Annotated in this window: 24 protein-coding genes; 13 read left to right on the forward strand and 11 right to left on the reverse strand. The window is 61.9% G+C overall.

From position 1 onward, the window contains the following. Nucleotides 1-701: 701 nt before the first annotated feature. Both EOA22_RS01480 and EOA22_RS01485 read left to right on the forward strand, forming a co-directional pair. Nucleotides 702-2,705, forward strand: a complete 2,004-nt coding sequence (locus EOA22_RS01480; RefSeq protein WP_063169631.1) for a PhoX family phosphatase — start codon at nt 702-704, stop codon at nt 2,703-2,705. A gap of 145 nt (nt 2,706-2,850) precedes the next feature. Continuing rightward, entirely contained in the window at nt 2,851-3,075 is a 225-nt protein-coding gene (locus EOA22_RS01485; protein WP_024502214.1) for a hypothetical protein, read from the forward strand. Here EOA22_RS01485 and EOA22_RS01490 read toward each other — a convergent pair. After that, entirely contained in the window at nt 3,067-4,257 is a 1,191-nt protein-coding gene (locus EOA22_RS01490; protein WP_027161242.1) for an NAD(P)/FAD-dependent oxidoreductase, read from the reverse strand. The two genes, EOA22_RS01485 and EOA22_RS01490, sit on opposite strands and share 9 nt — an antisense overlap. A 343-nt stretch (nt 4,258-4,600) precedes the next feature. On the opposite strand from EOA22_RS01490, the gene EOA22_RS01495 reads away from it, so the two are divergent. After that, a complete protein-coding gene (locus tag EOA22_RS01495) occupies nt 4,601-5,638 on the forward strand; it encodes a phosphatidylglycerol lysyltransferase domain-containing protein (RefSeq protein WP_063169630.1) in 1,038 nt (345 codons plus the stop codon). Nucleotides 5,639-5,793: 155 nt separating this feature from the next. On the opposite strand, the gene EOA22_RS01500 is transcribed toward EOA22_RS01495, so the two are convergent. Further along, nucleotides 5,794-6,555: an ABC transporter permease gene (locus EOA22_RS01500; protein ID WP_013528680.1), complete on the reverse strand. Its 762-nt coding sequence runs from the start codon at nt 6,553-6,555 to the stop codon at nt 5,794-5,796. Next, nucleotides 6,552-7,478: an ABC transporter ATP-binding protein gene (locus EOA22_RS01505; RefSeq protein ID WP_024502216.1), complete on the reverse strand. Its 927-nt coding sequence runs from the start codon at nt 7,476-7,478 to the stop codon at nt 6,552-6,554. Before EOA22_RS01505 ends, EOA22_RS01500 begins: the two co-directional genes overlap by 4 nt. Nucleotides 7,479-7,738: 260 nt before the next feature. Here EOA22_RS01505 and EOA22_RS01510 point away from each other — a divergent pair, with 260 nt between their 5' ends. Continuing rightward, on the forward strand, nt 7,739-9,100 hold the full coding sequence (locus EOA22_RS01510) for a cytochrome ubiquinol oxidase subunit I (protein ID WP_063169629.1): 1,362 nt from the start codon (nt 7,739-7,741) through the stop codon (nt 9,098-9,100). Between the two features lie 9 nt (nt 9,101-9,109). After that, on the forward strand, nt 9,110-10,114 hold the full coding sequence (locus EOA22_RS01515) for a cytochrome d ubiquinol oxidase subunit II (protein WP_013528683.1): 1,005 nt from the start codon (nt 9,110-9,112) through the stop codon (nt 10,112-10,114). A 55-nt stretch (nt 10,115-10,169) separates the two neighbouring features. On the opposite strand, the gene EOA22_RS01520 is transcribed toward EOA22_RS01515, so the two are convergent. Further along, nucleotides 10,170-12,758 (reverse strand): AAA family ATPase, encoded by a 2,589-nt coding sequence (locus EOA22_RS01520; protein ID WP_063170411.1) that lies wholly within the window; start codon nt 12,756-12,758, stop codon nt 10,170-10,172. A gap of 221 nt (nt 12,759-12,979) precedes the next feature. Between EOA22_RS01520 and EOA22_RS01525 the strand changes: the two genes are divergently transcribed. The 3 genes from EOA22_RS01525 (at nt 12,980) to EOA22_RS01535 (ending at nt 14,081) form a co-directional block, all read left to right on the forward strand. Then, a complete protein-coding gene (locus EOA22_RS01525) occupies nt 12,980-13,252 on the forward strand; it encodes a DUF4242 domain-containing protein (protein WP_063169628.1) in 273 nt (90 codons plus the stop codon). Beyond that, nucleotides 13,230-13,517: a hypothetical protein gene (locus EOA22_RS01530; RefSeq protein ID WP_013528686.1), complete on the forward strand. Its 288-nt coding sequence runs from the start codon at nt 13,230-13,232 to the stop codon at nt 13,515-13,517. The genes EOA22_RS01525 and EOA22_RS01530 overlap by 23 nt, the downstream gene beginning before the upstream one ends. 72 nt (nt 13,518-13,589) lie before the next feature. Beyond that, nucleotides 13,590-14,081 (forward strand): hypothetical protein, encoded by a 492-nt coding sequence (locus EOA22_RS01535; protein WP_063169627.1) that lies wholly within the window; start codon nt 13,590-13,592, stop codon nt 14,079-14,081. A gap of 62 nt (nt 14,082-14,143) precedes the next feature. On the opposite strand, the gene msrA is transcribed toward EOA22_RS01535, so the two are convergent. From msrA to EOA22_RS01560, 5 genes are all read right to left on the reverse strand, one after another. Next, entirely contained in the window at nt 14,144-14,881 is a 738-nt protein-coding gene (msrA, locus tag EOA22_RS01540) for a peptide-methionine (S)-S-oxide reductase MsrA (RefSeq protein ID WP_063169626.1), read from the reverse strand. Between the two features lie 142 nt (nt 14,882-15,023). Beyond that, complete coding sequence (locus tag EOA22_RS01545) at nt 15,024-15,302, reverse strand: hypothetical protein (protein WP_027162827.1); 279 nt, start codon at nt 15,300-15,302, stop codon at nt 15,024-15,026. Between the two features lie 102 nt (nt 15,303-15,404). Next, complete coding sequence (locus EOA22_RS01550) at nt 15,405-16,103, reverse strand: DUF1223 domain-containing protein (RefSeq protein ID WP_063169625.1); 699 nt, start codon at nt 16,101-16,103, stop codon at nt 15,405-15,407. 151 nt (nt 16,104-16,254) lie between these two features. After that, nucleotides 16,255-16,566, reverse strand: a complete 312-nt coding sequence (locus EOA22_RS01555; protein WP_244514250.1) for an endonuclease domain-containing protein — start codon at nt 16,564-16,566, stop codon at nt 16,255-16,257. A gap of 168 nt (nt 16,567-16,734) precedes the next feature. Further along, the gene (locus EOA22_RS01560; protein ID WP_063169623.1) at nt 16,735-17,907 is read right to left on the reverse strand and encodes a pilus assembly protein TadG-related protein; all 1,173 of its coding nucleotides are present in this window, start codon (nt 17,905-17,907) and stop codon (nt 16,735-16,737) included. A gap of 187 nt (nt 17,908-18,094) precedes the next feature. On the opposite strand from EOA22_RS01560, the gene lepA reads away from it, so the two are divergent. From lepA to EOA22_RS37580, 5 genes are all read left to right on the forward strand, one after another. Beyond that, nucleotides 18,095-19,900: a translation elongation factor 4 gene (gene lepA, locus EOA22_RS01565; protein WP_063169622.1), complete on the forward strand. Its 1,806-nt coding sequence runs from the start codon at nt 18,095-18,097 to the stop codon at nt 19,898-19,900. A 267-nt stretch (nt 19,901-20,167) separates the two neighbouring features. After that, nucleotides 20,168-20,740 (forward strand): ABC-three component system protein, encoded by a 573-nt coding sequence (locus EOA22_RS01575; protein WP_063170410.1) that lies wholly within the window; start codon nt 20,168-20,170, stop codon nt 20,738-20,740. After that, entirely contained in the window at nt 20,737-21,258 is a 522-nt protein-coding gene (locus EOA22_RS01580; protein WP_063169621.1) for an ABC-three component system middle component 5, read from the forward strand. Before EOA22_RS01575 ends, EOA22_RS01580 begins: the two co-directional genes overlap by 4 nt. Then, nucleotides 21,245-23,173 (forward strand): AAA family ATPase, encoded by a 1,929-nt coding sequence (locus EOA22_RS01585; protein ID WP_063169620.1) that lies wholly within the window; start codon nt 21,245-21,247, stop codon nt 23,171-23,173. Before EOA22_RS01580 ends, EOA22_RS01585 begins: the two co-directional genes overlap by 14 nt. A gap of 260 nt (nt 23,174-23,433) precedes the next feature. Continuing rightward, nucleotides 23,434-23,826, forward strand: a complete 393-nt coding sequence (locus tag EOA22_RS37580) for a hypothetical protein (protein ID WP_244514249.1) — start codon at nt 23,434-23,436, stop codon at nt 23,824-23,826. A 512-nt stretch (nt 23,827-24,338) separates the two neighbouring features. On the opposite strand, the gene EOA22_RS01600 is transcribed toward EOA22_RS37580, so the two are convergent. Both EOA22_RS01600 and EOA22_RS01605 read right to left on the reverse strand, forming a co-directional pair. Continuing rightward, complete coding sequence (locus EOA22_RS01600; RefSeq protein WP_063169619.1) at nt 24,339-25,979, reverse strand: ABC transporter substrate-binding protein; 1,641 nt, start codon at nt 25,977-25,979, stop codon at nt 24,339-24,341. 507 nt (nt 25,980-26,486) lie between these two features. Continuing rightward, a partial coding sequence (locus EOA22_RS01605; RefSeq protein ID WP_164755177.1) for an alpha/beta hydrolase occupies nt 26,487-26,890 on the reverse strand: 404 nt, incomplete at its 5' end.

Genomic DNA, 26,890 nt, shown 5'->3' on the forward strand with positions numbered 1-26,890 from the left:
CCCTTGGCGTATGCGCTGACGGTGTGGATGCCGGAAACGGAGCCGTCCAGGACAATTTGATAGGGCGCAATCGTCAACACCAGCGCCGCTGCCGATTTGAGCGCCAGCCGGCAACAACGGGTCGTGACCGATCTGTGCATTCTGATCTCCGACGACTGAGCCCGGCGCGCCCCACCCCAACGTTGCAGTGCAACCAACATTGCCGAAAGACGCGGCGCCCGGAAGCGACCTCCGACCGTTGCGGTTGTCAACCAGGACCATTGCAAGCGCAAGGTTGGACTAAAGTCCCAAGTATATGCTACATTAGCTTCGCATGAACGGCGCCGTGACCGCCATCGCTAAACGGGAGACTGGCTTTCCCGATGCCTGACGACCGCAGACGCCGAACATCAAGTCACCTCCGCCGGGGGCGGCGGAGGTGACTTGTCGAGGGTGCAGTTGCCCGTTGATCTGTTTTTTGCAAACGACTGATGTCGTCCGCCGTCGCAGGATGCGCGGCCAAGATGCCGCCTAAGGTCTCCTTTCATCTCGAACCGGCGATTCTGGAGCAGTTCCGGTCTGCGGGAATGCTTAGCCAGCGCTGCGCGCAATGCCTGTCGCGTCTGAAAGGTCTCCCGATGTCACGAAAATGTGATCCGGCGATTATAAGGGGGTCAAACAGGTACCCACGCTCCAGCCAATCCAACAGCCAGAGGCAAGCCATGACTGACCTTCGCTCCCCCGACACCCGATTCCGCACCAGCCTGCTCGAGGAAAACGACGGCCCGGCCATCAACGCTTCCGACAACCGCACCATGGGCGAGATCATCGCCGCGCGGTTCTCGCGCCGCGGCTTCCTCAAGGGTTCGCTGGCTGTCTCGGCCATCGCCGCCACCGTCAGCCCGCTGGCGCTGATCAGCGCCGACGAGGCCCGGGCCGCTGAAGGCTCGGCCTTCACGTTCGACGAACTCGAGGCCGGCATCGACGACAAGCACCACGTCGCGCCGGGTTACGATGCCGATGTACTGCTGCGCTGGGGCGATCCGCTGTTTGCCGATTCGCCCGACTTCGACCCGACGAAACAGTCGGCCGAGGCCCAGGCGAAACAGTTCGGCTACAACAACGATTATGTCGGCTACATCCCCATCGACGGCTCGGCCGAACATGGCCTGCTGGTGGTCAACCACGAATACACCAATCCGCATCTGATGTTCCCGGGCATCGTGAAAATCGTCGAGAAGGACGGCAAGAAGTCGGCCGAAGTCGCACCCCTCTCGAAGGAGCAGGTCGATGTCGAGATGGCAGCTCACGGCGGCACCATCGTCGAGATCCGCAAGACATCAGGCAAATGGCAGGTGGTGCGCGACGGCAAGCTCAATCGCCGCATCACCTCCAACACCGAAATGGCGCTGGCCGGTCCGGTTGCCGGCCATGACCGCGTCAAGACCAATGCCGATCCGTCCGGCACCAAGGTGTTCGGCACGTTCAACAATTGCGCCGGCGGCGTCACGCCCTGGGGCACCTATGTGATGGCCGAGGAGAACATCCATGGCTATTTCTCCGGCGAGTTGCCGGAAGGCCACAAGGAAGCCGCGAACTACAAGCGTCTCGGCATTCCCGAAGGCGCCTATGAATGGGCGGCGCATTACGAACGTTTCGACCTCGCCAAGGAGCCCAATGAGGCCAACCGCTTCGGCTGGATCGTCGAGGTCGATGTCAACGACCCGACCTCGACGCCGAGGAAGCGCACGGCCATGGGCCGCTTCAAGCATGAGGGCGCCGAATCGATTGTCGCCAGGGACGGCCGCGTCGTCTTCTATCTCGGTGACGACGAGCGCTTCGACTATGTCTACAAGTTCGTGACCAAGGCCGCGTTCGATCCGAACGATCATGCCGCCAACAGGGACCTGCTCGATGATGGCACGCTGCATGTCGCCAGGTTCGCCGAAGATGGCACGGTCGAATGGCTGCCGATCGTCTTCGGCCAGGGACCGCTGACGGCTGAAAACGGTTTCACTGGCCAGGCCGACGTGCTGATCGAGACGCGCCGCGCCGCCGACCTGCTCGGTGCCACCAAGATGGACCGCCCCGAAGACATCCAGCCCAATGCCATCAACGGCAAGGTCTATGTCATGCTGACCAACAATTCGAAGCGCAAGGCCGACCAGGTAGACGCCGCCAACCCCCGCGCCGAAAACGCCTTTGGCCACATCATCGAGATCGCCGAGGACGGCGGTGATTTCACCGCCGCCAAGGGCAAGTGGGAAGTGCTGCTGAAATGCGGTGATCCGGCGGTTGCCGATGTCGGCGCCACCTTCTCGACGGCAACGACGGCCAATGGCTGGTTCGGCATGCCCGACAATTGCGCGGTCGATTCGGCCGGGCGTCTCTGGGTCGCGACCGACGGCCAGGGCCCGAAAGCCACCGGCCGCACGGATGGTCTGTGGGCGGTGGACACGGAAGGGGTGGCGCGGGCGACCTCGAAACTGTTCTTCCGCGTGCCGATCGGCGCCGAAATGTGCGGTCCGCTGTTTGCGCCCGACGACCAGACCGCCTTCGTCGCCGTCCAGCATCCGGGCGATGGCGGCGAGGACTGGGAAGCGTTCGGCCGCCCGTCCTACTATGAGGATCTGTCGACGCGCTGGCCCGACTTCAAGCCCGACATGCCGGTGCGGCCGTCGGTGGTCGCCATCACCAGACAGGGCGGCGGCAAGATCGCGGTCTGATTGCCCTCCAGCATGGGGCGCAGCAGCGGAGCAGATTTGCACCGCTGCCGCCCTTTGAAGTCGCGGCATGGGGTGAAGTCGGTCAAGCCTCGGGAAAGATTGGCAATTTAAACATGGCGCCCTAGGTCTTTATCAGGAGATCGCCATGTCGAAGTCCGTCTATGACCGTGGCTTGCTCAAGCCAGCCGATATCGCCAAGCTGCAGCGCGTGTTCGACGAGGCCTGCCGGCGGCGCGAGGCACATCCCGATTCCGCCGACGCGCGGGAAATCGCGCTTAACCTGCTCGCCCTGCACAATGCCGGCATGGAGGAAGAGGACATGCTGATGGAGGCCGTCGGTTTCCGGCGGCTGGAACCCAAATCAGCGTGATGCGCCGGGTTGGTGCGAGGCCGACCCTGCAATCCGTTTGGCGATCGCCTTGGCCAGGATACCGGCATTGGCGAAGCAGCCGCGAATGCTCGGCCGCATGCCGGTGAACCACAGACCGGGCAATTTCGGATCGGCTTGCCCGCCGTTGAAGAGCGGAACGCCCTTGGCGTCGAGCACGCCGAGCTTGCCGACCATCGGCTCCAGCCCGGTGCGGTAGCCTGTCGCGGCAATGACGATGTCAGGATAGATCAGGCTGCCATCGGCCAGGATCACGCCGTCACGGGTGAATTCCCTTATGCCAGGTACGACGGTGATCTTGCCGGCCTTTATGGCGCTGACGGCGCCGTCGTCGGCGGCGATCGCGGTGTAATCCGAGGTCAGGCGGCTGGCGCCGCCCGCAGGCGCGGGCGGCAGGCCGAATTTGGTCAGGTCGCCGAAAGCCAGGCGCTGCGTCGCCGACATCACCGCGTCGGCGACCCGCAACGGCAAGCGAGCCATGAACGGCGAAAGCCGGTGCACGGCGATCTTGCCGATGCGCTTGGGCAGCAGGGCGGGACCGCTGCGGGCCGACAGCCAGATGGCGGCCGTGTCTATGCCGGCCAGATGATTGAGCGCATCGAAACCCGAATTGCCAGCGCCGACGACCAGCACTTTCTGGCCCGCATAGGCCTGTGCGTCACCGAAATCCGCCGAATGGATGATGCGCCCGACGAAATCCTTCATGCCTTTCCATTCGGGAATGAACGGCTGCCTGTCGCGGCCGGTGGCGACGACGACATTGCGGGCCAGCCGCAGGCCAGCGCTGGTCCGTACCGCCCAGTGATCGCCCTTGAAGGCAATCTCTTCGACAGCGACGCCAAACTGCACCGGCAGCCGGTTTTCCTCCCTGAAATCATTCATGTGGCGGATGACGACCGTCCGGTGCGGAAAGGCGGGGGTGCCGGGTGGATAGGGGAGACCAGGCAGCGAAGAAAGATCGCGGTGGGTGTTGAGATGCAATTGCTGGTGCCGCCGGTGCCATGGCTCAGCCAACCGGCTTTCCTTTTCCAGGATCGCCGTCGGCACGCCGGCGTTCATCAAGGCGTGCGCGACGGCCAGCCCGGCAGCACCGGCGCCGACGACGATTGCCGGCTCGACCTTGGCCGGCAGATCCACAACCGATCTGATTGTCGTATCAGTCATTCACTCGAATCCCGTTCGACGCCAGGCTGGCAGGACGCTGTAACCGTTTGATCCCGCGCAGGATCCCTGCAGCAAACCGCGGCCGAAATTTCGAGCGATGCGAATTAGCTCCGTACGCCGGGCCGCGGTTGCGCTCTATATGGCATATGCGCGATATCAACGGTAATCAGGTCGCGGCAATGTGATTGATTCGAGGCTCGGGGTGGCTGGCGGGTCTCGGTTATCCCCACGCGCATGCCCGAAATCGACTCCGATTTTCGAGTCATGCGCAGAATCAAAGTGTTACAGCACCTTGGCGCGTCCTGGACGGCCGGCGCTGTAGGCGGCACGCGGAATCTCGACCATGCCCTCCTTGCGGTTCTATTTCGACAAGATCCTTGAGGCCGCCGCGCCCGAGGTCGAGCGGCAGGCGCTGACCCATGTCGAACGCCTGGCACTGGTGCGCCGCTATGGCGACTTCTCGCTCGCCTATTCCACCGCCGTGCAAGGCAAGCTCTCCTATTTCGGCGACGCCGACGGCTACATCGCCTTCGGTACCAAGATGAAGCACCATTTCGCGCTCGGCGACCCGGTGGCGGCTCCGGCGCGTCGGGCCGATTACATCAAGCGCTTCGTCGAGACCGCCGGCAGCCCGTGGTTCGTGCAGGTCGGCGAGGACACCGCACGCGTGCTGGCCGGCCTTGGCTACAAGGTCAATCGCCTCGGCATCGACACCCGCCTCACCCTGCCCGAGCATGATTTTTCCGGGAAGCGCAACGAGACCGTGCGCTACTCCGAGCGCTGGCTGCTGAAGAAAGGCTTTTCGTTCGACGAGGACAAGCGCACGATTTTTCTGGATGAAATTGCCCGGCTTTCGGAAAACTGGCGCGGCGACCGCATCGTCAAGCGCTGGGAGATGGGCTTTCTCAACCGCAACTTTGCCGACCATCTCGGCACCGACATGCGCCGTTTCGTCCTGCACGGTCCCGACGGCGGACTGGTCGCTCTGCTCGACTTCGACCCGCTGTGCCGCAACGGAAAGGTCATCGGCTACACGACGGCCTTCAAGCGCAAGCATATCGACGCTTCGCCGCATGCCGAGGTCGGCCTGACCAAATTCGCCGTCGATCGTTTTCGCGAAGAGGGCATCTCGGTGGTCACGCTCGGCCTGTCGCCGATGCTCGATATCGGGCCAAGCGGCTTTGCCGAAAGCGATTTCTGGCGCAATGCCTTCCAGCGCGCCTACGATTCGCCCTGGGTCAATCGCCGCAGGTTCAACCTGCAGGGCCAGGCGGCCTTCAAGCGCCGCTTCCACGGTGTCGAGGAGCCGGTCTACATCGCTTTCCGCAAGGGGACGTATGTCGAGATGCTGGGGTTGCTGCGGCTGGTCAAGGCGATCTAGATGTATCGATATTCAGGTGAGGCCGGCCTGCAAATGGCGGCTTCCTGCGCTTCCGGTGCTCACGTACGAAAAGTACGCTCCGCTCCGGTTCTCGGAATCCGCCATTTTCGACTCGGCCTGACCTGAATCTCAACAGACCTGGCGGCGTTCTGCCGTCAATTCCTCAACCGATACCCTGTCCTGAAGATCCAGGCGACGATCGTTATACAGATCAGCAGGAAGACGACCGTCATGCCGAGGCTGACGCCGACCGAGACGTCGGACTTGCCGTAGAAGCTCCAGCGGAAACCGCTGATCAGATAGACGACCGGGTTGAACAGCGTGATCGTGCGCCAGACCTCGGGCAGCATGTTGATCGAATAGAAGCTGCCACCGAGGAAGGTCAGCGGCGTGATGATCAGCAGCGGAACCAGTTGCAGCTGCTCGAAACTCTTCGCCCAGATGCCGATGATGAAGCCGAACAGGCTGAAGGTCACCGCCGTCAGCACCAGGAAGGCGAGCATCCAGAACGGATGCAGGATGGTGAGCGGCACGAACAGCGAGGCGGTGGCCAGGATGATCAGGCCGAGGATGATCGACTTGGTCGCGGCACCGCCGACATAGGCGATGACGATCTCCAGATAGGAGACCGGCGCCGACAGAAGCTCGTAGATCGAGCCGACGAATTTCGGGAAATAGATGGCAAAGGAGGCGTTGGAGATCGACTGCGTCAACAGCGACAGCATGATCAGACCCGGCACGATGAAGGCGCCGTAGCTGATGCCGTCGATCTCGGTGATGCGCGAGCCGATGGCCGAGCCGAAGACGACGAAATACAGCGACGTCGAGATGACCGGCGAGACGATGCTCTGCAGCACGGTGCGGAAAGCACGTGCCATTTCCATCCGGTAGATCGCCCATACTGCGCGAAGGTTCATGGCTCCCTCCTCACCAGATTGACGAAGATCTCCTCGAGCGAAGAGTTTTGCGTGTCGATATCGCGGAACTGGATGCCGCCGGCCTCGAGATCGCGCATCAACGAGGCGACGCCGGGCCGCTCGGCCTGGTTGTCATAGGTGTAGGTCAGCTGCCCGCCATCGGGCGACAATTCCAGCGCATAGCGCGAGAGCGCCTCGGGAATGGCCGTCAGCGGATTGCGCAGTTCCAGCACCAGCCGCTTGCGGCCGAGCTTGCGCATCAGTTCGGCCTTGTTCTCGACCAGGATGATCTCGCCGCGGTTGATGACGCCGACGCGGTCGGCCATCGCTTCGGCTTCCTCGATATAGTGCGTGGTGAGGATGATGGTGACGCCGTCCTCGCGCAGCCGGCGCACCATCGCCCACATGTCCTGGCGCAGCTCGACGTCGACGCCGGCGGTCGGCTCGTCGAGGAACAGGATGCGCGGCTCATGCGACAGCGCCTTGGCGATCATCAGCCGGCGCTTCATGCCGCCCGACAGGGTGATCGCCTTGGCATCCTTCTTGTCCCACAGTGAGAGATCGCGCAGCACCTTCTCGACAAAGCCGTGGTTGGCCGGCTTGCCGAACAGGCCACGGCTGTAATTGACCGTCGCCCAGACGCTCTCGAAGGCATCGATGGTCAGTTCCTGCGGCACAAGCCCGATCAGACCGCGCGCGGCGCGATAATCCTTGTTGATGTCGTGGCCGTCGACGGTGACGGTGCCCGACGAGCGGTTGACGATGCCGCAGACGATCGAGATCAGCGTCGTCTTGCCGGCGCCATTGGGCCCAAGCAGCGCGAAGATTTCGCCGCGCTGAATGTCGAGATTGACTTCCTTGAGCGCGGTAAAACCGGTGGCGTAGGTCTTGGAGACCCCGGAAATGGACAGGATGGAAGGCATGGATGAAAACGGCTGCTTGAAGAGGTCCCCTGATATAGGCCGAATGTCGGTGCTTGCAACCGCAAGTCAATGCCCTGCTGACAGTTCTCGACAATCGTTGCCGGCCGGCCATTGCAGGTGCGGCGCACAGGCCCGGAGTTGCGCGGCATGCAACCGGCAAAATTGTCCTGTGGCGTTCAGCCTCGCGGCAGGACGCCGCTTTGACCTGAACTCGCTTCGGGCCTATTCTTCGCGAGTATTTGCAGCAGCCGGAGCCCATCATGGACCCGCTCATACTTTCGCGTATCCAGTTCGGCGCGAATATTTCATTCCACATTCTATTTCCGACGATCACCATTGCGCTGGGTTGGGTGCTGCTGTTCTTCAAGCTGCGCTACAACGCGACCAACGATTCCGCCTGGATGCGCGCCTATTTCACCTGGGTGAAGGTGTTCGCGCTGTCCTTTGCCATGGGCGTGGTTTCGGGCGTCACCATGAGCTTCCAGTTCGGCACCAACTGGCCGGGCTACATGGAAAAGGTCGGCAACATCGCCGGGCCGCTGCTGGCCTACGAGATTCTCACCGCCTTCTTCCTCGAAGCGGCCTTCCTCGGCATCATGCTGTTCGGCTTCCGCCGCGTTTCCAACCGCATCCACACACTGGCGACGGTGCTTGTCGCCGGCGGCACCACCGTCTCGGCGTTCTGGATCATCGCGCTCAATTCCTGGATGCAGACGCCGGCCGGCTTCGAGATGCGCGACGGCGTGGCGCATGCGGTCGACTGGTGGGCAATCATCTTCAACCCGTCGATGCCCTACAGGCTGACCCACATGCTGCTGGCGTCCGGGCTGACGGTGTCGTTCCTGGTCGCTGGCCTGTCGGCGCTGCGCTATCTCACCGGCGACCGTTCGGAATCGATGTGGAAGGCGCTGCGCACCGGCGTCTTCACGGCCGCGATCCTGATCCCGATTCAGATCTTCGCCGGGGACCAGCATGGGCTGAACACGCTGGAGCACCAGCCGCAGAAGATCGCCGCCATGGAGGCCAACTGGAACACCGGCCCCAATGTGCCGCTGGTGCTCTTCGCCCTGCCCGACGAGGCCGCGAAGGAAAACAAATTCGAGATCGCCATTCCCGACGGCGCCAGCCTGGTGCTGCGGCACTCGACCAGCGGTGTCGTGCCGGGACTGAACGATTATCCCGGCAACCATCCGCCGGTCTTTCCGGTGTTCTGGGGTTTCCGCGTGATGGTCGGCACAGGCATATCGATGCTGCTCGTCTCATGGTCGGCGGCCTTCTTCCTCAAGCGCCGGCACAGCCTGCCGAAGCCGCTCGCCATGCTGATGGTACCGATGGCGCTGTCGGGCTGGCTGGCGACGCTGGCCGGCTGGTACACCACCGAAATCGGCCGCCAGCCCTGGCTGGTGACGGGCGTGCTGAAAACGGCAGACGCGGTCGGCCCGGTGGCGGGCAGCCATGTCGCGCTGACGCTGGCGACCTACCTCGTTCTCTATGTGCTTTTGCTGATCGCCTATCTCGGCGTGCTGGTGCACCTGGCGCTGAAGGCGGCGAAGGACGGCGATTCATCGCCGCTGCCGGGCGTCATGAACGCCGCCATGTCACAGCCGGCGGCTGGCGAGTAGGAGAAGAAGATGAGCTTCGACTGGCCAACCGCGCTTCCCCTCATCTTCGCCGGCCTGATGGGCCTCGCCATCCTGATCTACGTCATTCTCGACGGTTTCGATCTCGGCATCGGCATCCTGTTCGCCGCCGCCGAAGACGCCGAACAGGATACGATGATTGCCGCGATCGGCCCGTTCTGGGACGCCAACGAAACCTGGCTGGTGCTGGCCGTCGGCCTGCTGCTGGTCGCCTTCCCGCTGGCGCATGGCGTCATCCTGACGGCGCTCTACATTCCGGTCTTCGTGCTTTTGCTCGGGCTGATCCTGCGCGGCGTTGCCTTCGATTTCCGCGCCAAGGTGCCAGCTGGCCGGAAGCATCGCTGGAACCGTATTTTCTTCCTGGGTTCGCTCATCGCCTCACTGGCGCAGGGCTACATGCTGGGTGTCTATGTGCTCGGCCTCGATGTCGGCCTCGGCGGCATGGCGTTCGGCGTGCTGGTGGCGTTCTGCCTTGCCGCCGCCTACGCGGCGATGGGTGCCGCCTGGGTGATCTACAAGACCGAAGGCGAGCTGCAGAAGAAGGCGGTGCGCTGGCTGCGCACGACGCTGGTGCTGACCGCACTCGGCATGGCCGCGGTGTCGCTGGCGACGCCCTTCGCCAGCCCGCGCATCTTCGACAAATGGTTCGTCTGGCCGGAGATGCTTTATCTGTCGCCGCTGCCGATCCTGTCGGCGCTGCTGTTTCTGTGGCTGTGGCGGCAGACCTTCCATCTGCCGAAGCCCGACGACCGCCATTCACTGACGCCGTTCCTGACGCTGGCGGCCATCTTCGCGCTTGGCTTTGCCGGCCTCGCCTGGTCGTTCTACCCGTTCGTGGTGCCGGATCGCCTGACCATCTGGCAGGCAGCCTCGGCACCGGAAAGCCTGGCCATCATCCTGGCCGGCACCGTGGTGGTGCTGCCGATCATCATCTTCTATTCCTTCTATGCCTACCGGGTGTTCGGCGGCAAGGCGACCGACCTGACCTACGATTGATCCGCTCCATCTCTTTGACGCAAAGCGCCATGGGCTTTCTCAGGAAGGGCTGCTTTCAGATCAGCCCGGAATCGCGCGCGGCAGCTGTGGCCTCGCCACGCGAGATGGCATCCAGCTTACCCAGAACCGCGGAGACATGGTGATCGACGGTTTTTGGTGAAATGGTCAGATGCTCTGCGATCCGCTTGTTGGAGAAGCCGCGCTCGATCAGTTGCAGCACTTCCATCTGGCGTTGGGTCAGGCCGGCGCTGTTGGCGCGCGTGGTCTGGCGCGGCCCCCGGGCGATGCGAATGACGCCGTTGCGCCGCATGATTTCGCGCACATGGCTCGCAACCGGCTTGGCTCCAAGGGTCTCGAATATCTCGAGTGCCGCACGCTGCGCCGGCTCATCGCCCTGGGCGAGCGCGAGCGCACGTTCATAAGGTGCGTTGAGATCCGCCCAGACCGCGGCCGCCCCTTGCCAGTCGCCAGCCAGGAGCATTCGGTACGGCGCGGCCATGCCGGCCGTATCCCCCGCGTCGCTACCGGCGGAGAGGATCTGGCGCCAGCTGGCCAGTTCGGCAAACATAGCCCGCGTCGGCGACAGGGTCTCGGCAAGGTCGATCAGCCGCAGCGCCTCGGCGATTTCCGCCTCGCCGAGCCATGCCTGCTCGGCGACGATGGCGGCGTACGGCAACAGCCGCTGCAATTCGGCTCCCCTTTCCAGGAACCGATTCATTTCCGCCAGCAGTGGCTCGGCCGAAGGATCTCCGCGCCGAAGACGCAGTTTCACCAGGGCCACCAAAGCGGGATAGCGGACCAGCGCCGTCGCCTGGTCATTGCTTATGACATCCAGAGCCTCGGCGGCGGCTTCGTTCCAGTATCCCTGACGCAACAACAACTGTGCCCGAACCCCACGCATATAGTCACGCCAAGTCGCCAGATCGTTCTCGACGCAATAGTCGATGCCGCGATCAAGGAAGGATTGAGCCTGGCTGTAGCCCAATTGGTTGATCTCGCCACAGGCGCAATTGGTGAAGGCACGCGCGGCGTGCTCCTGAAAATTCTGCTCCAGCGCGATTTCAAGGCTGCGGGCGAGATGCAGCCGGCTGCTGGCCAGATCCAGCCACTGCTCGGCGGCGCCGACATTGTTGAGCGCGTGACAAACGACATCCTGCCGGTCCAGCTGCTCGGCAAGCTCGATCGCCCTGCCGCCCAGCGACAGGGTCTCGTCGAGCCTCTCGGCCAGCATCGCCAGCTGCGAAAGGTTCGAATAGGCCATGGCAAGTTCGGCACTGGCGGGAACTGCCTCCAGCAACGCGACCGCCTGGGCGCCGAACAGGTCGGCTGCCGGGCGGTCGCCCAACAGATAGGCGAAGCGCGATAGCCACCTGAGGCTGTCGCCTTCCTTCAGCGTGTTGCCAAGCGCCTTTTGCAACGCGCGGGCTTGTTCCTGCGCCTTGATGGCCTCGTCAATGCGGGCGATCAAGTGACACTCGAAGGCATACTGCTCGTAAAGTCCGGCGCGTTCTTCCACGGGCAAGGTGTCGGCCTGCCGCAAGGCGACCTCATAGTAGCCGGCGGCGTCGCGATGGGCGCCGACACGCGAAGCCTCGCGCGCGGCGATCGGCGCGAATTCGCGCACCGCCTCGAAATTGTGCGCTTCCACGGCGTGATGGACCAGGCGTGCGGTGGCGACGCCGCCGTTTTCAAGCAGCGCCGACAGCGCGCGCTGGTTGAACAGTCTCCTGTAACTTGTCGTCAGCATCATCTCGATGGCGCGGCGTGCGATTTCATGGCGGAAGGCATAGCCATCGCCCAGATCGTCGAGCAGCCCATTCGACACACATTCCGCCAGCTGTCCGGCGCTGGCGACGCCGCACAGGCCCTGCAGAGCCCAAGCATCGGCCCGCCTGGGAAACACCGACACCGCGTCCAGCATCGAGCGGGCACCGGCGGACAGCCGTTCGGCCCGCGCCACAACGGCGTCCCGCACGCTGGCCGGTGGCGTCATCTCATTGTCGGCACACAGGAGCTCGGTGACGAAGAAGGCATTGCCGGCGGTGACCCGGTAGATGGCGTCGCCATCTCGGCCGGCAGCGCTGGCGAGCGACAGGACGGCCGCCTCGCTCAACAGCGGCACGTCGATACGGGCAACGTTGCCCGACGGAATTTCACCCAGCGCCCGGCGCACACGCGCCTGTCCTTCGCTGCGGTCGGTGCGCGCCGTCAACAGGACCAGGATGTGGGTGTTGGCGATGCGCCGGCCAAGAAAGCGGACGAAATCGAGCGTCGCGTCGTCCGCCCAATGCAGATCCTCGATTACCAGAAGCGTCGGCTGGGTCCTTGTCTCGAACACGTCGAGGGCACCGGAGAACAGTGGCAGCCGCTGACCCTGCCTGGCGTCGATCGCCTGCGGCATCGCCCATTGCGCCTCGCGGGCGAGGTCATAGAGCGGTCCGAGCGGATCGGGGATCGACAGGTCCTCGCAGGCGCTGCGCAAGATGCGCGTAGCCTTGGCCGCGCCGGCGACGAAGGCCTCGACCAGTGCGGTCTTGCCGGCGCCGGCCTCGCCCGACAACGCCACCACGCTGCCGCGACCACGCGCGGCTTCGGCGAGAAGTCCGTCCAGCTGCTCCAGCTGTGTCTGCCGTTCCAGAAGCATGATCATCCGCTTTTCGTGATCCGGGTCGCCGCCGCACCCCGCTTTCGTCAGGCAGGATAGCGCGGCCCGGTATCGGCTTTGTGGCTCCAGCAGTGAACGCCGTTAACATGGGGAATCGTCCCACGAAACATAGGGAAAGGTTCCGATGCGCGCCCCTGGCGAGCGTGATCAATGTCCTCCGCGCTCAAAACCGGGCGTGAAACAGTAAAAAGGAACCTGATATGCCTCGCTATGTGGTTGAACGTACATTTCCCAACGGCCTCAGCGTGCCGGTGAACGAGGCCGGCGCCGATGCGCTGGGCGGCGTCATCATGCGCAACGCGGAGAAAGGCGTGACTTGGGTGCAGTCCTTCGTCTCGCCCGACAAGAAGCAGAGCTTCTGCATCTATGACGCGCCTTCGCCGGAAGCGATCCGCAGCACGGCCCAGAAAAACGCGCTGCCTGTCGACAAGATCACGGAGGTGCGGGTTCTTGACCCTTACTTTTACCGTTGACCCGATCGATGAGTATCAAACTGCCCTTCGCGGCGACGGCAGCGTGCCTGACGAATCGTTCAGCGGGCCGTCGGCGGCGTCGAGACCCGTCGGACGAGACCCGTTACCGGGCCGGGCTTTCTGGCGGCTGGCCTCGCTGCTGTTCGCGCCATTGCGCAAGAGTCGGCGTCGATTGCCTCCGCAGGACGATTATCTGAGACGCGACATCGGCCTGCCGGAGCTCGAGGGTCTGCCGCACTACTGGGACTTCACCCGGTACCAATGATGCGTGCAGCCGAGATCCGACGTCGCAGCGGGAGCGGCGGCTCCCGCGCGCCATCAACAAGGAGGAGAGAACATGAACATCCATCTGTGGACCAAACACCTCATCAACCTGTCGATCGCGGCCACGGCGGCCAATGCTCACAACGCTGGCGCGCTGGACGAGAAGGTGCGGGCAGCCAACAGCCGCTTCGAGAACGTGGCGATGGCGACGGCCGAGGGCTATGCGCCGATCCCTTGCGCCAGCGGCATCACCGGCGGCGCCATGGGCATCCACTATGTCAATGCCGGTTATCTGAAGGACGATGCGGTCGAACTCGCCAAGCCCGAGGCGGTGATGTACGAGCCGATGGCAAACGGCAAGCTGAGGCTGGTGGCCGTCGAGTACATCACCTCGAAAGGTCCGGCTTCGCTGGAAGGGCAGCTGTTCAATTTCGACAGCGCGCCCAACCGCTACGGTCTAGGCCCGTTCTATGAACTGCATGTCTGGGCCTGGAAGAAGAACCCGGCCGGCACCTTCGCCGACATGAACCCGACTGTGTCGTGTGACGCGATGAAGGCCATGTAGCCGGCAGGGGCGGGGCGGCTGAGTGCGCAAATCTCCCCCCGCGAGGGGGAGATTGGGCATTCTTAGTTGCTCGCCGACAGCACCAGCACCGGCTTCTCGCTATAGAGCGCCGGGAACAGGGCCTTCAGGTTCGCCACCTTGGGCAGGTCGTTGTAGACGATGTAGGGATAGGTCGGGTTCAGCGTCAGGAAGTCCTGATGATAATTCTCGGCCGGATAGAAGGTCTTGCCGGTTTCCAGCGTGGTGACGATCGGCTCCGGGAACACCTTGGCCTGGTCGAGCTGGGCGATGTAGCTTTGCGCGATCTTCTTTTGGGCATCGTTTTCGGCGAAGATCGTCGAGCGGTACTGCGTGCCGGAGTCCGGACCCTGGAAATTCAGCTGGGTCGGGTTGTGGGCGACCGAGAAATAGACCTGCAGCAGCTGGCCGTAGGTCACCTTCGACGGATCGTAGGTGATCTCGACGGATTCGGCATGCCCGGTGCGGCCTGAGCCGACCGTCTCGTAGACGGCGGTGTCCTTGTCGCCGCCGGTGTAGCCGGAGACGGCCTTGGTGACGCCCTTGACGTGCTGGAACACGCCCTGCACGCCCCAGAAACAACCGCCGGCGAAGACTGCCTTTTCAGTGCCGGTGGCCGCCTTCTCGTCGAGCGCCGGCGGCGGGATCTTCACCGCGTCCTCGGCCGAAACCGCCGGCGTCAGCCAGAAGGCGGCGCCCGCGGCGGCCAGCGCAAGAGCGGCGAGCGCGCTGCGGAAGACGTTCGACGATTGTCTGATGACTGGTTTTTGAATGTCGGTCATGGCTTGAGCTCCTGTGACGTCCATCATGTGGAGTCTATTGGATAAGATACGATCATGCGACGGGCGAGTTGCGGCCGAAGCCTCACTTTCACGTGCATCCGGCTTCGGACCCGCGGGACCGAAGCCGGAAACAGCACCGCCTTTACTTGGCCGGAGCCATCGCATCCGTTGCCGGCTTCATGGCGTCAGCCGCCGGCTTCATGGAATTGGTGGCCATCGGGTCGGCAGGCTTCATCGCATCCGTTGCAGGTTTCATGGCGTCTGCGGCCGGCTTCATCGCATCCGCGGCCGGTTTCATGGCATTTGCAGCCGGCTTCATCGCATTGGTCGCGTCGTCGGCACGGGCGATGCCGCCGGCAAACAGCGCCGTCGAGCACAGAGCGAGAGCGAGCGCCGGCAGCGTCAGGCGGGAAGTGGTCATGATGATCTCCTTGGGGTTGGCGTTGAAGGCGCGCCCTCTTGGCGGCCGTGCTATGCGGCGCCGCTCCATGCGGCGTTGCGCAATTTCTTGTCGAAGCGCGATCTAGTCGGTCGCGGCAGCCAGGATCGGTCCGCCACCGGGCGACTGCACGAGCACGGCGGTGCTCAGGCCGCCGGACGCGGCGGGCAGAGGATATGTCGCGGCCGCGCCGGTCCAGCTGCCGAGTTTTTCGAGCGCATGCACGACATTGGCGTGCGGCAAGGTGCGGCCGGTGTTTTCGCCGCGCGAAACCGGCACCTCGACCACGCCCTTGGCATAGCGCACCAGCCAGACATCGGCGTGGCCGCCAGGTGCGGCGCCGGCGCCGATGCTGATCCTGCCGCCATCGAGTGACAATGCCGGGCCGCTTGTCCGGCCGCTCGCCGCAATCAGCTTTTCGATTTCGCCGGGTGCGGCACCGACGACATCGGCATGGCCGTTGACCACCACTTGCGGCGTGAACGGCCCGTCATGACCGAGCGCCGGCTCATAACTGACCTGGCGCCGGGTGAATTCCTGTTTTCCGAAGATATCCTTCCAGCCGAGATAGTCCCAGTAGGTGACGTTGAACGACAGCGCCAGCACGCCGGGCTGGTCCTTGACCTTGATCAGATTGGCATTGGCCGGCGGGCAGGACGAGCAGCCCTGGCTGGTGAACAGCTCGACCACGCTGAGCGGCTGGGCCGCCGCCGCACCGAGCGACGCTGCCAGCGCAATCGCCGAGAGGCTGGACACTTTGATGAACGTACAGGATCGCGACATCGGCTTGCTCCGTGGGCGGCGGCGCCTGGAAGCACCGCAGATATCCCCACTTCGCCGCTGTCGGCGCCTTCGTTACAGCGCTCACCGGTTTGTGATCGGGCCGCAGGCGTTCTTCCCTTCTCCCCCTGTGGGAGAAGGGAAGAACGCGCCCCTACCGCCAAGGCTGTAGGCTGGTATCCCGTACATAGGCGATGATGGTATCGCTAACGGCGTTCATGTCTTTCAGAACGTCATCGTTCCAAAAGCGCAGAATGCGAAAGCCTTTCTCTTCCAGGTGAGTTTTGCGGACGCTGTCAGACTCCAACTCCGCATGCTGGCTGCCATCGATCTCGACGACCAAGCGTGCTTCGAAGCAGACGAAATCGGCAATGTACTTTCCAATGGGAACCTGGCGCCGAAATTTTATCCGGTCGAGCCTGCGGTCGCGCAGTTCATGCCACAGCCGGTCTTCCGCTTCCGTCATTACACGCCGGAGCGAACGGGCGAAGCTTCGTTTGGCTGGCGGGACAGGTTGATGCGGCATGGCTTAGATTAGCCAGCTATTGCGCTCCGTCCAGCACCCCTCATCCGTCTCGGCGCTACGCGCCGATCCACCTTCTCCCGCAAGGGGAGAAGGCAAGAGGAGCAGCATCTACTGCGTCAGCAGTGTGTCGGACGGTCGCTTGTTGAAGTCGCACTTGCCCATCACGCTGTAGAAGAAGTCGGCGTTCGTAACGTCTGGCAGTGGAGGATTGTTGCCGCCGTCTTCCCATGCCTGATCGCTGGTCTCGCTGCAGGGCACCACGGCGAAGATGTCGACGACCGTGTTGCTGGCAACCTCGACGGGGAGGTATTTGGAAGGGTTCAGGGCCTTTTGTGCCGCGGTGCTGTACCCGGCGCCGAGGTAGAGCCGGTTCGACGTGTCTGTATTGTTCGACCTGAGCGGGTTGACCGGCCCGGACGGCACATCCATCTGCAGATAGAGCTTGTCCATCGTGCTCACGTTGATTGTTGCGCCACTGCTGTTTCCGGCGGAATTCGTGGTCGCGCACGTCGTCTTGAAATAGACGGTGGAGCCGTTCGTTTTTCCGCTTTTTGCCACCGCGGTGCTTTTGTAAACTCCCGCAGTGGCCGTGAAATCGGTTGTTGATCCTACTGTCGTGCACAGTTGGGTCTGAACCAGCGTATCGGTTGGTCCCGTGGTAATAGTTGTCGTCCCGTAACCTTTCGGCTCGGCAGCGGTATAGGTCTTACCACCGCTCGTATAGGAATAACTATACGCTTTGTAGTTGTAGTTGGCCTTCATCATGGCCGTCGGCGTGGTCGTGGAGGTCCAACCGTAGGGAAGGCCGTACAGAGTCATGGTCTTGTTCCAGTAGCCCGAAACGTGATCGACATTGAACGTAGCTTCGACCAGCGCCGGCGTCTTGCTCACCGCCGACGCGACGCCGACCGTTACCGTGGGAATCCTGGCGATCTGCATGAACACGGTCGGCATGGCGAAACTTGCCGAGGCCTGCGCGGTGGCGGTGCCGTTGGCGCTGACGTCGAAGCTGTTCAGGGTCGCTGCGCCCCGCCCGCCGTTTTCTCTGTAGGTATCCTGGAGCATCACCTGGCGCTGCGGCTTCGTCGAGGCCGTATCCATCGTGGTGATCGACAGGATCGCGGCGTCGAGTGCCGCCTGCTCGGTCGACCTGGTCTGGACAGCGGAGGTGTAGTCGACGGAAAAGCCGATCGCGGTGATCAACGGTATCATGGCAAGAATGAGTATCGGTGCGAACGAGCCGCTCCGCGACTCGATAAAACTGCCTGCAAGCCCCCGCATGCCTTCGTCCTTACATCAGATATTTCCCTCCGCTAACATCCCGTTCGCAAATTATGCTCTAACGGGCTTGGTTAAAATTTATAGATTTTTCGCGAAAAGCGCGAAAAAAGCGACAGGTGCCCGTGCTGCCTGCTCCGGCAAAGGCGCACAGCTTGCTCGGGCAAGCCACCCCTGCTAAACGCGCGCCATGAGCACGCCCCTCGACCACATCCGCAATTTCTCCATCGTCGCCCATATCGACCATGGCAAATCCACGCTTGCCGACAGGCTGATCCAGCTGACCGGCGGGCTGGAGCTGCGCGACATGAAGGAGCAGGTGCTGGACTCGATGGACATCGAGCGCGAGCGCGGCATCACCATCAAGGCGCAGACGGTGCGGCTGAAATACCGCGCCAACAATGGCGAGGACTATATCCTCAATTTGATCGACACGCCCGGACATGTCGACTTCGCCTATGAAGTGTCGCGGTCGCTGGCCGCCTGCGAGGGCTCGCTGCTGGTCGTCGATGCCTCCCAGGGCGTCGAGGCGCAGACGCTGGCCAATGTCTACCAGGCGATCGACAACAACCACGAGATCGTCGTGGTGCTGAACAAGGTCGACCTGCCGGCCGCCGAGCCCGAGCGCATCCGCGAGCAGGTCGAGGAGGTGATCGGCATCGACGCCTCCAACGCCGTGCTGATCTCGGCCAAGACCGGCCTCGGCATTCCGGATGTCCTGGAGGCCATCGTCCACCAATTGCCGCCGCCGCGCGAAGGCGACGCCACGGCACCCCTGAAGGCGATGCTGGTCGACAGCTGGTACGACGCCTATCTCGGCGTCATCGTGCTGGTGCGCGTCATCGACGGCGTGCTGAAGAAGGGCCAGACCATCCGCATGATGGGCACCGGCGCCAAATATCTGGTCGAGCGCACCGGCGTGTTCACACCGGCGCGCATCAATGTCGACGAGCTCGGCCCCGGCGAATTCGGCTTCTTCACCGGCTCGATCAAGGAAGTGGCCGACACGCGCGTCGGCGACACCATCACCGAGGACAAGCGCGCCACCGCCAAGGCGCTGCCCGGCTTCAAGCCGGCGCAGCCTGTGGTGTTCTGCGGCCTGTTCCCGGTCGACGCCGCCGATTTCGAGGATCTGCGCGCCGCAGTCGGCAAATTGCGCCTCAACGACGCCAGCTTCTCTTTTGAAATGGAAACCAGCGCCGCGCTCGGCTTCGGCTATCGCTGCGGCTTCCTTGGCCTCTTACATCTCGAAATCATCCAGGAGCGGCTGGAGCGCGAGTTCAACCTCGACCTGATCGCCACGGCACCCAGCGTCGTCTACCGGCTGGCTCTGACCGACGGCTCGATGAAGGAACTGCACAACCCGGCCGACATGCCCGACGTGGTCAAGATCTCGGCGATCGAGGAGCCGTGGATCCGCGCCACCATATTGACCCCCGACGACTATCTCGGCGGCATATTGAAACTCTGCCAGGACCGGCGCGGCATCCAGGCCGACCTGTCCTATGTCGGCAAGCGCGCCATGCTGATCTACGATCTGCCGCTCAACGAGGTCGTCTTCGATTTCTACGACCGGCTGAAGTCGATCTCCAAGGGCTACGCCTCCTTCGACTATCACCTGACCGACTACCGCGAGGGCGACCTGGTGAAGATGTCGATCCTGGTCAATGAGGAGCCGGTCGACGCGCTGTCCATGCTGGTGCACCGCACGGCGGCGGAAAAGCGCGGAAGGCAGATGTGCGAGAAGCTCAAGGAGCTGATCCCGAACCATCTGTTCAAGATCCCGATCCAGGCGGCAATAGGCGGCAAGGTCATCGCCCGAGAAACCATCTCGGCGCTGCGCAAGGACGTCACCGCCAAATGCTACGGCGGCGACGTCTCGCGCAAACGCAAGCTGCTGGACAAGCAGAAAGAAGGCAAGAAGCGGATGCGGCAGTTCGGGAAGGTGGACATTCCGCAGGAGGCGTTTATCCAGGCCTTGAAGATGGGGGACTAGGTCCTTAAGTAGTTTCAAAATAGAAAAAGGGTGCTAAACTGGCCGTGGCTCGGGGGTGATTCATGGCAGCAATTGCAGACTACATTTCTGAAATAATTAGCTTTCTAGTAGGTCTGGGCGCTGGTTCGCTCATAACATTTCAAATTATCAAAAATCGAGCAGGCCCTGGTGGAAACGCCGTTAATCAGGGTGGCGCTACCGCTGGTGGCGACTTAGTAGGACGTGACAAGACGATCACGAAGTAACGTGTCGATAAAGGCGCGTAGCGTGACGGCAAATTCAACCACAGTCGATCAGTCGGGAGCCAGCGCGGGTCGCGACATGGCGGCTCGCGACATCAACCATACTTACAAGAACATCGCCGCAAACCGCGTAAGCGCGATCGAAAAGCTGTTACAAAAGCTTGAGCTTGAAATTGAAAGAAATCAAGTAGCCAGAGACACCATCGACAGACTCAAACGGTTCTATTCTCAACGATCGCACGACGGTGTTCGGGGACTACGCGCAAAGTTGAGCGTGAGTGGCCGAGAGGATTCCTACTCTGATGCCATCGAAATGAAGGAAATGTTCGTCAAACTTCTAGAGCGCTGGTCTCATTATTATTCTGCTCAACAGATAATCGTATATCTGTTGGCGAGAGCTGAACGGCAGTTTAATGATATAATCCTCCCACAAATTTCTACATGTGGCGTGGTGGAAATAAACAAGTTCATGAATGAGCTAATTGTGATTCCAACTGTTGAGGACTGCGGTGCAAGCGTCCTGGAGGTAGATCATAACACCGCAATGGGGATGATTTACTGGCTGGCAGAACAATGTTTCGTCCGTTGGCATAAATGACTCAGCTCTCCTTTCAGCCTGCTTTTGACGCTTTTCATGCGGTTTTTAGGTTTTTACGTCTACGAAATGTGCTCGGCCCTTCGGAGGCGCTGGCCTACGATAAGTTGCGGATTCTGGATTTCTACCTTTTGTTCCCTCACAAAGTTCGGGACATTCGGCTGACAGCCCAGCATCAGAAGTTCAAAAAGCTATCAGACCGATATGCTTTTACTAAACCTTATGGCGAGCTACCCGATGCCAGGTTGGTATTCGAACGTATGCGCCCTATGCAAGCAGCGGCCATTCAAACCCTTGCCGCCAAGTCTTTGGTGAGTGTCGATGCGCTTGCGCAAAAGGAAGTTAGAGCCACAGGGTCCACAATTCCTCGGAGTCTCGCGGAACGAGTAGCCGAGATCAACGAATCTCAGTCCGACCTCATGGATTTCTTGGCCACTCTGGCATCGGACTATCCTCTGCAAGGGGATAACGGGCTGAAGGCGAGAACTGGCCTGTTGGAGCATCGATATGATGCGGTATGAGCCTACGCTGATAGTGACGCGTGTTGTGGTCGAGCGGGGTCATCTCGTTGTTTACAACGAACAGTTCCATGAGGGCGTTAATGTCGTCCGTGGTGATAATTCCTCCGGAAAATCGACTGTTTTAAATTTCATCTTCTATGGACTCGGGGGAGAACTCGCCGATTGGAGCGCAGTGGCTCGCCTTTGCACGAGAGTTGTCGTTGAGGCGCGTATAAACGGGCGCATAGTGACCCTTAGCAGAGAGATTTCCGAGTCGACCGGGCAGCAGCCAATGGAAGTTTTTGGTGGCCCATACGAGATGGCGACAGGGGCTGCCCGATCCGACTGGATACGCTATCCATATAGAGGTACGAGCAATCGCGAGAGCTTTTCGCAAGCAATATTTGGCCTCCTGGGAATTCCGGAGGTATCAAGCGATCTGTCCGGCAACATAACTATGCATCAGATACTTAGATTGCTGTACGCTGACCAGCTAAGCCCAATAGAGGACATCTTTCGTTTCGAAAGATTTGATCAAGCAAATTTGCGAGATACGGTAGGACGACTCCTTTGTGGCGCATACGATAGCGATCTTTACGATAACGAGCAAAAAATAAAGGAGTATAGCAAAGAGCTGGACAAGGTAATTGGGCAGCTACACTCGCTATTTACGATATTGGGCAGAGTAGGAGGGCCGGACCAGGGATTAACTACCGAATGGATTCAGGCTCAGAGACATAACCTGGAGAAGGACCGGGCTGCGGTTCAGACTGCGATCGAACAATCTGAGGCCGCACTTTTTTCCAGCGATGCAAAGGACCAATTCACACTGGACTCGCAAGAAACCGCTTACAGGCGGGTCCAAGAGATTCAGTCGAGCCTCGTGCGGACCCGTCAAGAGCGTGACGCCCTCACGCTTACGATCGCTGATTCCGATGCTTTCATTGTTAGCCTCCGGAACAAGATCGAGGCCCTGAAGGACTCTGAGAATGTGGTCGAAAATATCGGAGAGGTCAGTTTTCAGTGGTGTCCAGCCTGCTACGCGCCTTTGGAGGATGAGCCTGCTCCACATTCTTGCCATTTGTGCAAAACGCCATTTGACTCCGAACAGACCCAAGTACGCATTTCCGGTCTGATTCTTGACACCAGCCTCCAGATCAACCAATCGGAGGAACTTCAAAGGAAGCGAAGTGAGCGCCTAACCCGATTGGATATTTCACTGCGGCGACTCGAAGAAGATTGGCAACAGGCGTCCCAACATCTTGCTTCGGTGCAACGATTGCCATCGACTACATTACGAGACCGTATCGGAGAATTGCACCGACGAGCCGGATACTTGGAGAGACAGGTCGAAGATTTAGATCAGAAGGCCAAATTGGTTGAAACTATACGAGAGCTTTCGAGTCGGCGCGAGGAGCTGGAAGGTGCTATCGCTGGGCTAAAATCCTACAATGATGCACTTCGCGCTCAACAGCAGAATAGACTATCCATCGCCTATACTCGTATCTCTAACGAGGTTAAGGAGCTTCTACGCAACGATTTGAGGCGGCAAGATATATTTGAGGACCCTGAAACTATCAGCTTTACGTTTGGGCAAAACAAGATCGCTGTAGACGGGGAGAATTACTTCTCGGCTAGCTCCAGAGCGATTTTGAAAAGCAGCTTCTACCTGGGATTCCTTGCTGCAGCAACTAAGACGGAGTTCTTTCGCCATCCCCGCTTCTGCATGATTGATACTCACGAAAACATGGGGGTGGAGGCAATCCGCAGCCAAAACTTCCAACTGCAAATCCTCCGTATCTCGAAGGAAAGTAAGGTAGAGCATCAGATAATCTACGCGACTGCGATGATCGAGCCGATCTTGGAAGACGAAGCATATGCAGTCGGGGCGTTTTCCACGAGCGACGAAAAGACGATTGATATCAGGTTAAATTGAAGTGTGAGTCGGGATGGCATCATATCCTGCGCGAACGCGGCGATGGGGCCACGAAATGGCCATTTCTCCGATTGCGTGGCTCTGAGAAGCGCGACTGTTGTGTTCGGGAGGGCAGACCCACCTCGGGGTATTCTCTCCCCTCAAATGCGCACCACATCAGACACCACCGCCGCGGTCGGCCTTGCGGCGGCGCCTTCGGGCTGGCCGGCACCTTCGTCGCCAGCGCGCCGCTGCGCGAAACGCTCTGGACGATCGACGGCGTGGCTCTCGTGGTCGCCACCGCGCTGCTGACGATGAAACACCAGCGGCTGGGCAATGATTGCATAGCGGCCGGCTTCCTGACCTTCCTGGCCGGCGAGACCCTGTTGATGGCCGGCAATGCGGCGGGGCTTGAGGCCAGCGTGCCGTCCTATGTCGGCGGCATCTCGCTTTGGGCGGCCGCACTGGTCATGGTCAGCGCGCCGAAGACATTCGCCCTGTGGATGCGCCTCACCGCGCTCGTGGCCGCCGCGCTGTTTGTCGTCTCGGCTTGCATGATCCTCTGGGGCGCGCCCTTGCTGCCGACCTCGGCGCCGCTGCCCGCCGCCGGCTATCCGTTCCTGGTGCTGACCTTTGTCGGCTGGATCTGGACGCTGCTGAAGCCGGCCCGGTGAGCCTTTGTTCGCTTCCGTACCAAACGTCCGGCCTGGTTGATCGGGCATCGGCGGAACGGTAAAAAATCCGGGCGGCGGACCCAGGTTCGCCAGTGGCCGGCGCGGGCTCAGGCAACTGCCTCACCGGCATTCGCGCCGGCCATTTTCAACCCGTCAGATGATCGCAGCGATCCACCGGCTAGCCCTGCACTTGAAGGGGCGCTGACGCTTCTGACCTTCTCCCCTTGTGGGAGAAGGTGGATCGGCGCGCAGCGCCGAGACGGATGAGGGGTGCGTGACGGAGTGAGGCGGTGAAGGTTCTGCTCTGGTTCAGGGCGTTTACTGTTGGCGTATCGCCAAGCTGGAACACCCCTCATCCGTCTTGCCGCTGCGCGGCAATCCACCTTCTCCCACAAGGGGAGAAGGTTAGAAATGCCGGCGCATCACCGTCGCCCGGCCCTTCGCAGGCTCAGAGCGTTCGAGGCTCGTAAAGCCAAGCAATTGGCTTTACGTCCGCTAGCGCGGACCGCCTCTCAACTCTCAATCCACACCTTCTCAAAGTGCTGCTCCAGCGCCTGGTGCTGTTCGCAGCCTTCGACGCCTTTGCGACAGGTCCGGTAGACCGAGCGCCAGTAGGGTTGGATGATGATGCCCGAGTCGCGCAGATTCTGCTCGATCTTGCCCATGATCTCCTTGCGCGCCTTGGCGTCGGGTGTCGCCAGTGCCTTGTCTAGCAGCGTGTCGAATTCGGGATTGGCGTAGGCGCTTTCGTTCCAGGCGGCGCCGGATTTATACGCCAGCGCCAGCACCTGGACGCCGAGCGGGCGGCCGAGCCATTCGGTGCAGGAGAAGGGGTATTTGCTCCAGTCGTTCCAGAAGGTGGCGGCCGGCAGCACGGTGCGCTTGATCTTGAGGCCGGCCTCGCGCATCTGCGCGCCGATGGCGTCGCCGGTGCTCTTTTGCCATTCGACATCGACGGAGATGAGCTCGAATTCGTGGTCTGATTTGCCGGCCTCGGCCAACAGCTTCTTCGACTGCTCGACGTCACGCTTCGCCGGGCCGATATCGGCATATTCGGGGTGCATGGGGCCGACATGGTGATTTTCGGCGGGCTTGCCGCGGCCGCCGAGACCGAGCGCCAGCACGGCGGCATTGTCGACGGCGAGCTGGGCGGCGCGGCGCACCTTGACGTCGTCATAGGGCGCGTTGGCGACATTGAAGCGGGCGACGATGGTCGAGCCGGTGGCGATCTCGGAGTTCATCAGCCCCATCTGCTCGGTCTGCGAGACGGCATCGGAAGCGGTCTCGTGGTCGGTGTCGATCTCGCCGGATTCGAAGGCCGAGAGCATGGCGTTGGGGTCGGAGCCGTAGTCGACCCATTTGATGCCGTCCAAGTAGAATTCGCCCTTCCACCAGGGCTTGTCTTTGCGCTTCACCTCGGCACCGGTCTCGGCATCCCAGCTGACCAGCTCGCAGGGACCGGTGGTGATGGCCAGCGCCTTCAGGGGATCGCCGTCGCCCTCATAGGAGCGGTGCATGATCAGTGCGGGATAGTCGGCCATGCCGGCGATCAGCGAGATGTCGGGCTTGGGCAGGTTCAGCTTGATGGTGAAGTCATCGACCTTTTCGATGCCGCCATCGACCACCTTCTTGGTGTCGGCATTGACCAGCGCGCCCATGCGCGCGGCGACCGAATTGCCGGGCACCGAGGCATCGCACCAGCGGGTGAGGTTGTGGATGACATCGTCGGCGTTGAAGGCATCGCCGTTCGACCACGAGATGCCCTTGCGCACATGCAGGGTCAGCATCCTGGCGTCGTCGCTCGCCTCCCAGCTTTCGAGCAGCCAGGGCTCGAAGGAGAAGTCGGTGTTCCAGCGCACCAGATATTCGTTGCAGTGGCGGGCAACGTTGGACATCTCGACGCCGTCGAAGGTGCGCGGGTCCTTGAAACCCTTGACGTTCATGGCGACGCGCAGGACGCCGCCCTTCTTGGGTTCCGCCGCGCGGGCAGGGATGGTGCCAAGTCCGCCCAGCGCCAGCGCCCCGGCGGCGCTGACGCCGAGCCCGGCCATCAGCGCCAGATATTCGCGGCGGTTGATGCCGCCGGCCTTGAAATCGTCGGCCACGGGTTTGGCTTGCGGGTGGAGTTTGCGGTCGGTCAGCATGAATTTCATCGTCGTTCCCCTGTTGTTGATGCATGCCGCCCAAAAGTGCCCAGCGGTTTTGGGACAATGGCATGCACAGAAAAATCGCCCCGGCCGATCGACAGGCGCGGGGGCGGACGCGACCGCCGGGGCGCCGTTGCCTGAGGGGGAATGATAGAGCGGGGGGACGCCGCGGAGTGTTCGCTTTTCCGCAGTGATTGTGCGGGGTTCCGCGGGGGGAGTCGGCGATTGGCGTATGCGTTGGACGATGGCGCGGCGCGAATCTCCCTCCTTGAGGGGGAGATGTCGCCGAAGGCGACAGAGGGGGTCGGTACGACGGGACTCGACCTCCTATGTTCCATTGTTGAAAAGAGGATGCCGGCGCTTCACGCGAGACGCCCCCTCACCCAGCCTCCGCTTCGCTCGGCTGACCTCTCCCCGAGGGGAGAGGAGACTTGCAGCGCCGGCGCTTCCCTCTTCTCCCCAGCGGGGAGAAGGTGGCCGCGAAGCGGCCGGATGAGGGGGCCTTCGCTATGTTCAATACGGCCACTCACCCCTGCCCAGCGCTGCAACCGCAGCCACGATCCGCGCAAACGCTTCCGCCGCCGCCGGCACCGTGGTGCGGGCACGCAGGAAGCTGTGCACCAGCCTCGGCTCTTCGTGCCACCACGCCTTGCCGCCGGCGGCCAGAATGCGGTCGCGGTAGGTCTCGCCATCCGAGGACAACGGGTCGCATTCGGGGGTGACGATCACCGTCGGCGGCAGGCCGGTGAAATCCTTGTCGCGCAGCGGCGCAAAAGTCGGATCGTCAAGCGATTGGCGCCTGGCCGAACGGACGTCGCGGTAGAAGGCGATGTCGGCCACCGACAGCAGCGGCGCGTCGGCGTGTTCGATGTAGGAGCCGGCGCGCTCGTCCCCGCCGAGCTCGGGGTAGATCAGCA

This window comes from Mesorhizobium sp. M7A.F.Ca.US.014.04.1.1 (assembly GCF_003998745.1).
Classification (GTDB): Bacteria; Pseudomonadota; Alphaproteobacteria; order Rhizobiales; family Rhizobiaceae; genus Mesorhizobium; species Mesorhizobium ciceri.

Bases quoted from the DNA above. Each gene is read 5' to 3' on its own strand.
- EOA22_RS01480 (WP_063169631.1), top strand. From the start codon at position 702: ATGACTGACCTTCGCTCCCCCGACACCCGATTCCGCACCAGCCTGCTC.
- EOA22_RS01485 (WP_024502214.1), top strand. From the start codon at position 2,851: ATGTCGAAGTCCGTCTATGACCGTGGCTTGCTCAAGCCAGCCGATATC.
- EOA22_RS01490 (WP_027161242.1), bottom strand. From the start codon at position 4,257: ATGACTGATACGACAATCAGATCGGTTGTGGATCTGCCGGCCAAGGTC.
- EOA22_RS01495 (WP_063169630.1), top strand. From the start codon at position 4,601: ATGCCCTCCTTGCGGTTCTATTTCGACAAGATCCTTGAGGCCGCCGCG.
- EOA22_RS01500 (WP_013528680.1), bottom strand. From the start codon at position 6,555: ATGAACCTTCGCGCAGTATGGGCGATCTACCGGATGGAAATGGCACGT.
- EOA22_RS01505 (WP_024502216.1), bottom strand. From the start codon at position 7,478: ATGCCTTCCATCCTGTCCATTTCCGGGGTCTCCAAGACCTACGCCACC.
- EOA22_RS01510 (WP_063169629.1), top strand. From the start codon at position 7,739: ATGGACCCGCTCATACTTTCGCGTATCCAGTTCGGCGCGAATATTTCA.
- EOA22_RS01515 (WP_013528683.1), top strand. From the start codon at position 9,110: ATGAGCTTCGACTGGCCAACCGCGCTTCCCCTCATCTTCGCCGGCCTG.
- EOA22_RS01520 (WP_063170411.1), bottom strand. From the start codon at position 12,758: ATGCTTCTGGAACGGCAGACACAGCTGGAGCAGCTGGACGGACTTCTC.
- EOA22_RS01525 (WP_063169628.1), top strand. From the start codon at position 12,980: ATGCCTCGCTATGTGGTTGAACGTACATTTCCCAACGGCCTCAGCGTG.
- EOA22_RS01535 (WP_063169627.1), top strand. From the start codon at position 13,590: ATGAACATCCATCTGTGGACCAAACACCTCATCAACCTGTCGATCGCG.
- msrA (WP_063169626.1), bottom strand. From the start codon at position 14,881: ATGACCGACATTCAAAAACCAGTCATCAGACAATCGTCGAACGTCTTC.
- EOA22_RS01545 (WP_027162827.1), bottom strand. From the start codon at position 15,302: ATGACCACTTCCCGCCTGACGCTGCCGGCGCTCGCTCTCGCTCTGTGC.
- EOA22_RS01550 (WP_063169625.1), bottom strand. From the start codon at position 16,103: ATGTCGCGATCCTGTACGTTCATCAAAGTGTCCAGCCTCTCGGCGATT.
- EOA22_RS01555 (WP_244514250.1), bottom strand. From the start codon at position 16,566: ATGACGGAAGCGGAAGACCGGCTGTGGCATGAACTGCGCGACCGCAGG.
- EOA22_RS01560 (WP_063169623.1), bottom strand. From the start codon at position 17,907: ATGCGGGGGCTTGCAGGCAGTTTTATCGAGTCGCGGAGCGGCTCGTTC.
- lepA (WP_063169622.1), top strand. From the start codon at position 18,095: ATGAGCACGCCCCTCGACCACATCCGCAATTTCTCCATCGTCGCCCAT.
- EOA22_RS01580 (WP_063169621.1), top strand. From the start codon at position 20,737: ATGACTCAGCTCTCCTTTCAGCCTGCTTTTGACGCTTTTCATGCGGTT.
- EOA22_RS01585 (WP_063169620.1), top strand. From the start codon at position 21,245: ATGATGCGGTATGAGCCTACGCTGATAGTGACGCGTGTTGTGGTCGAG.
- EOA22_RS01600 (WP_063169619.1), bottom strand. From the start codon at position 25,979: ATGAAATTCATGCTGACCGACCGCAAACTCCACCCGCAAGCCAAACCC.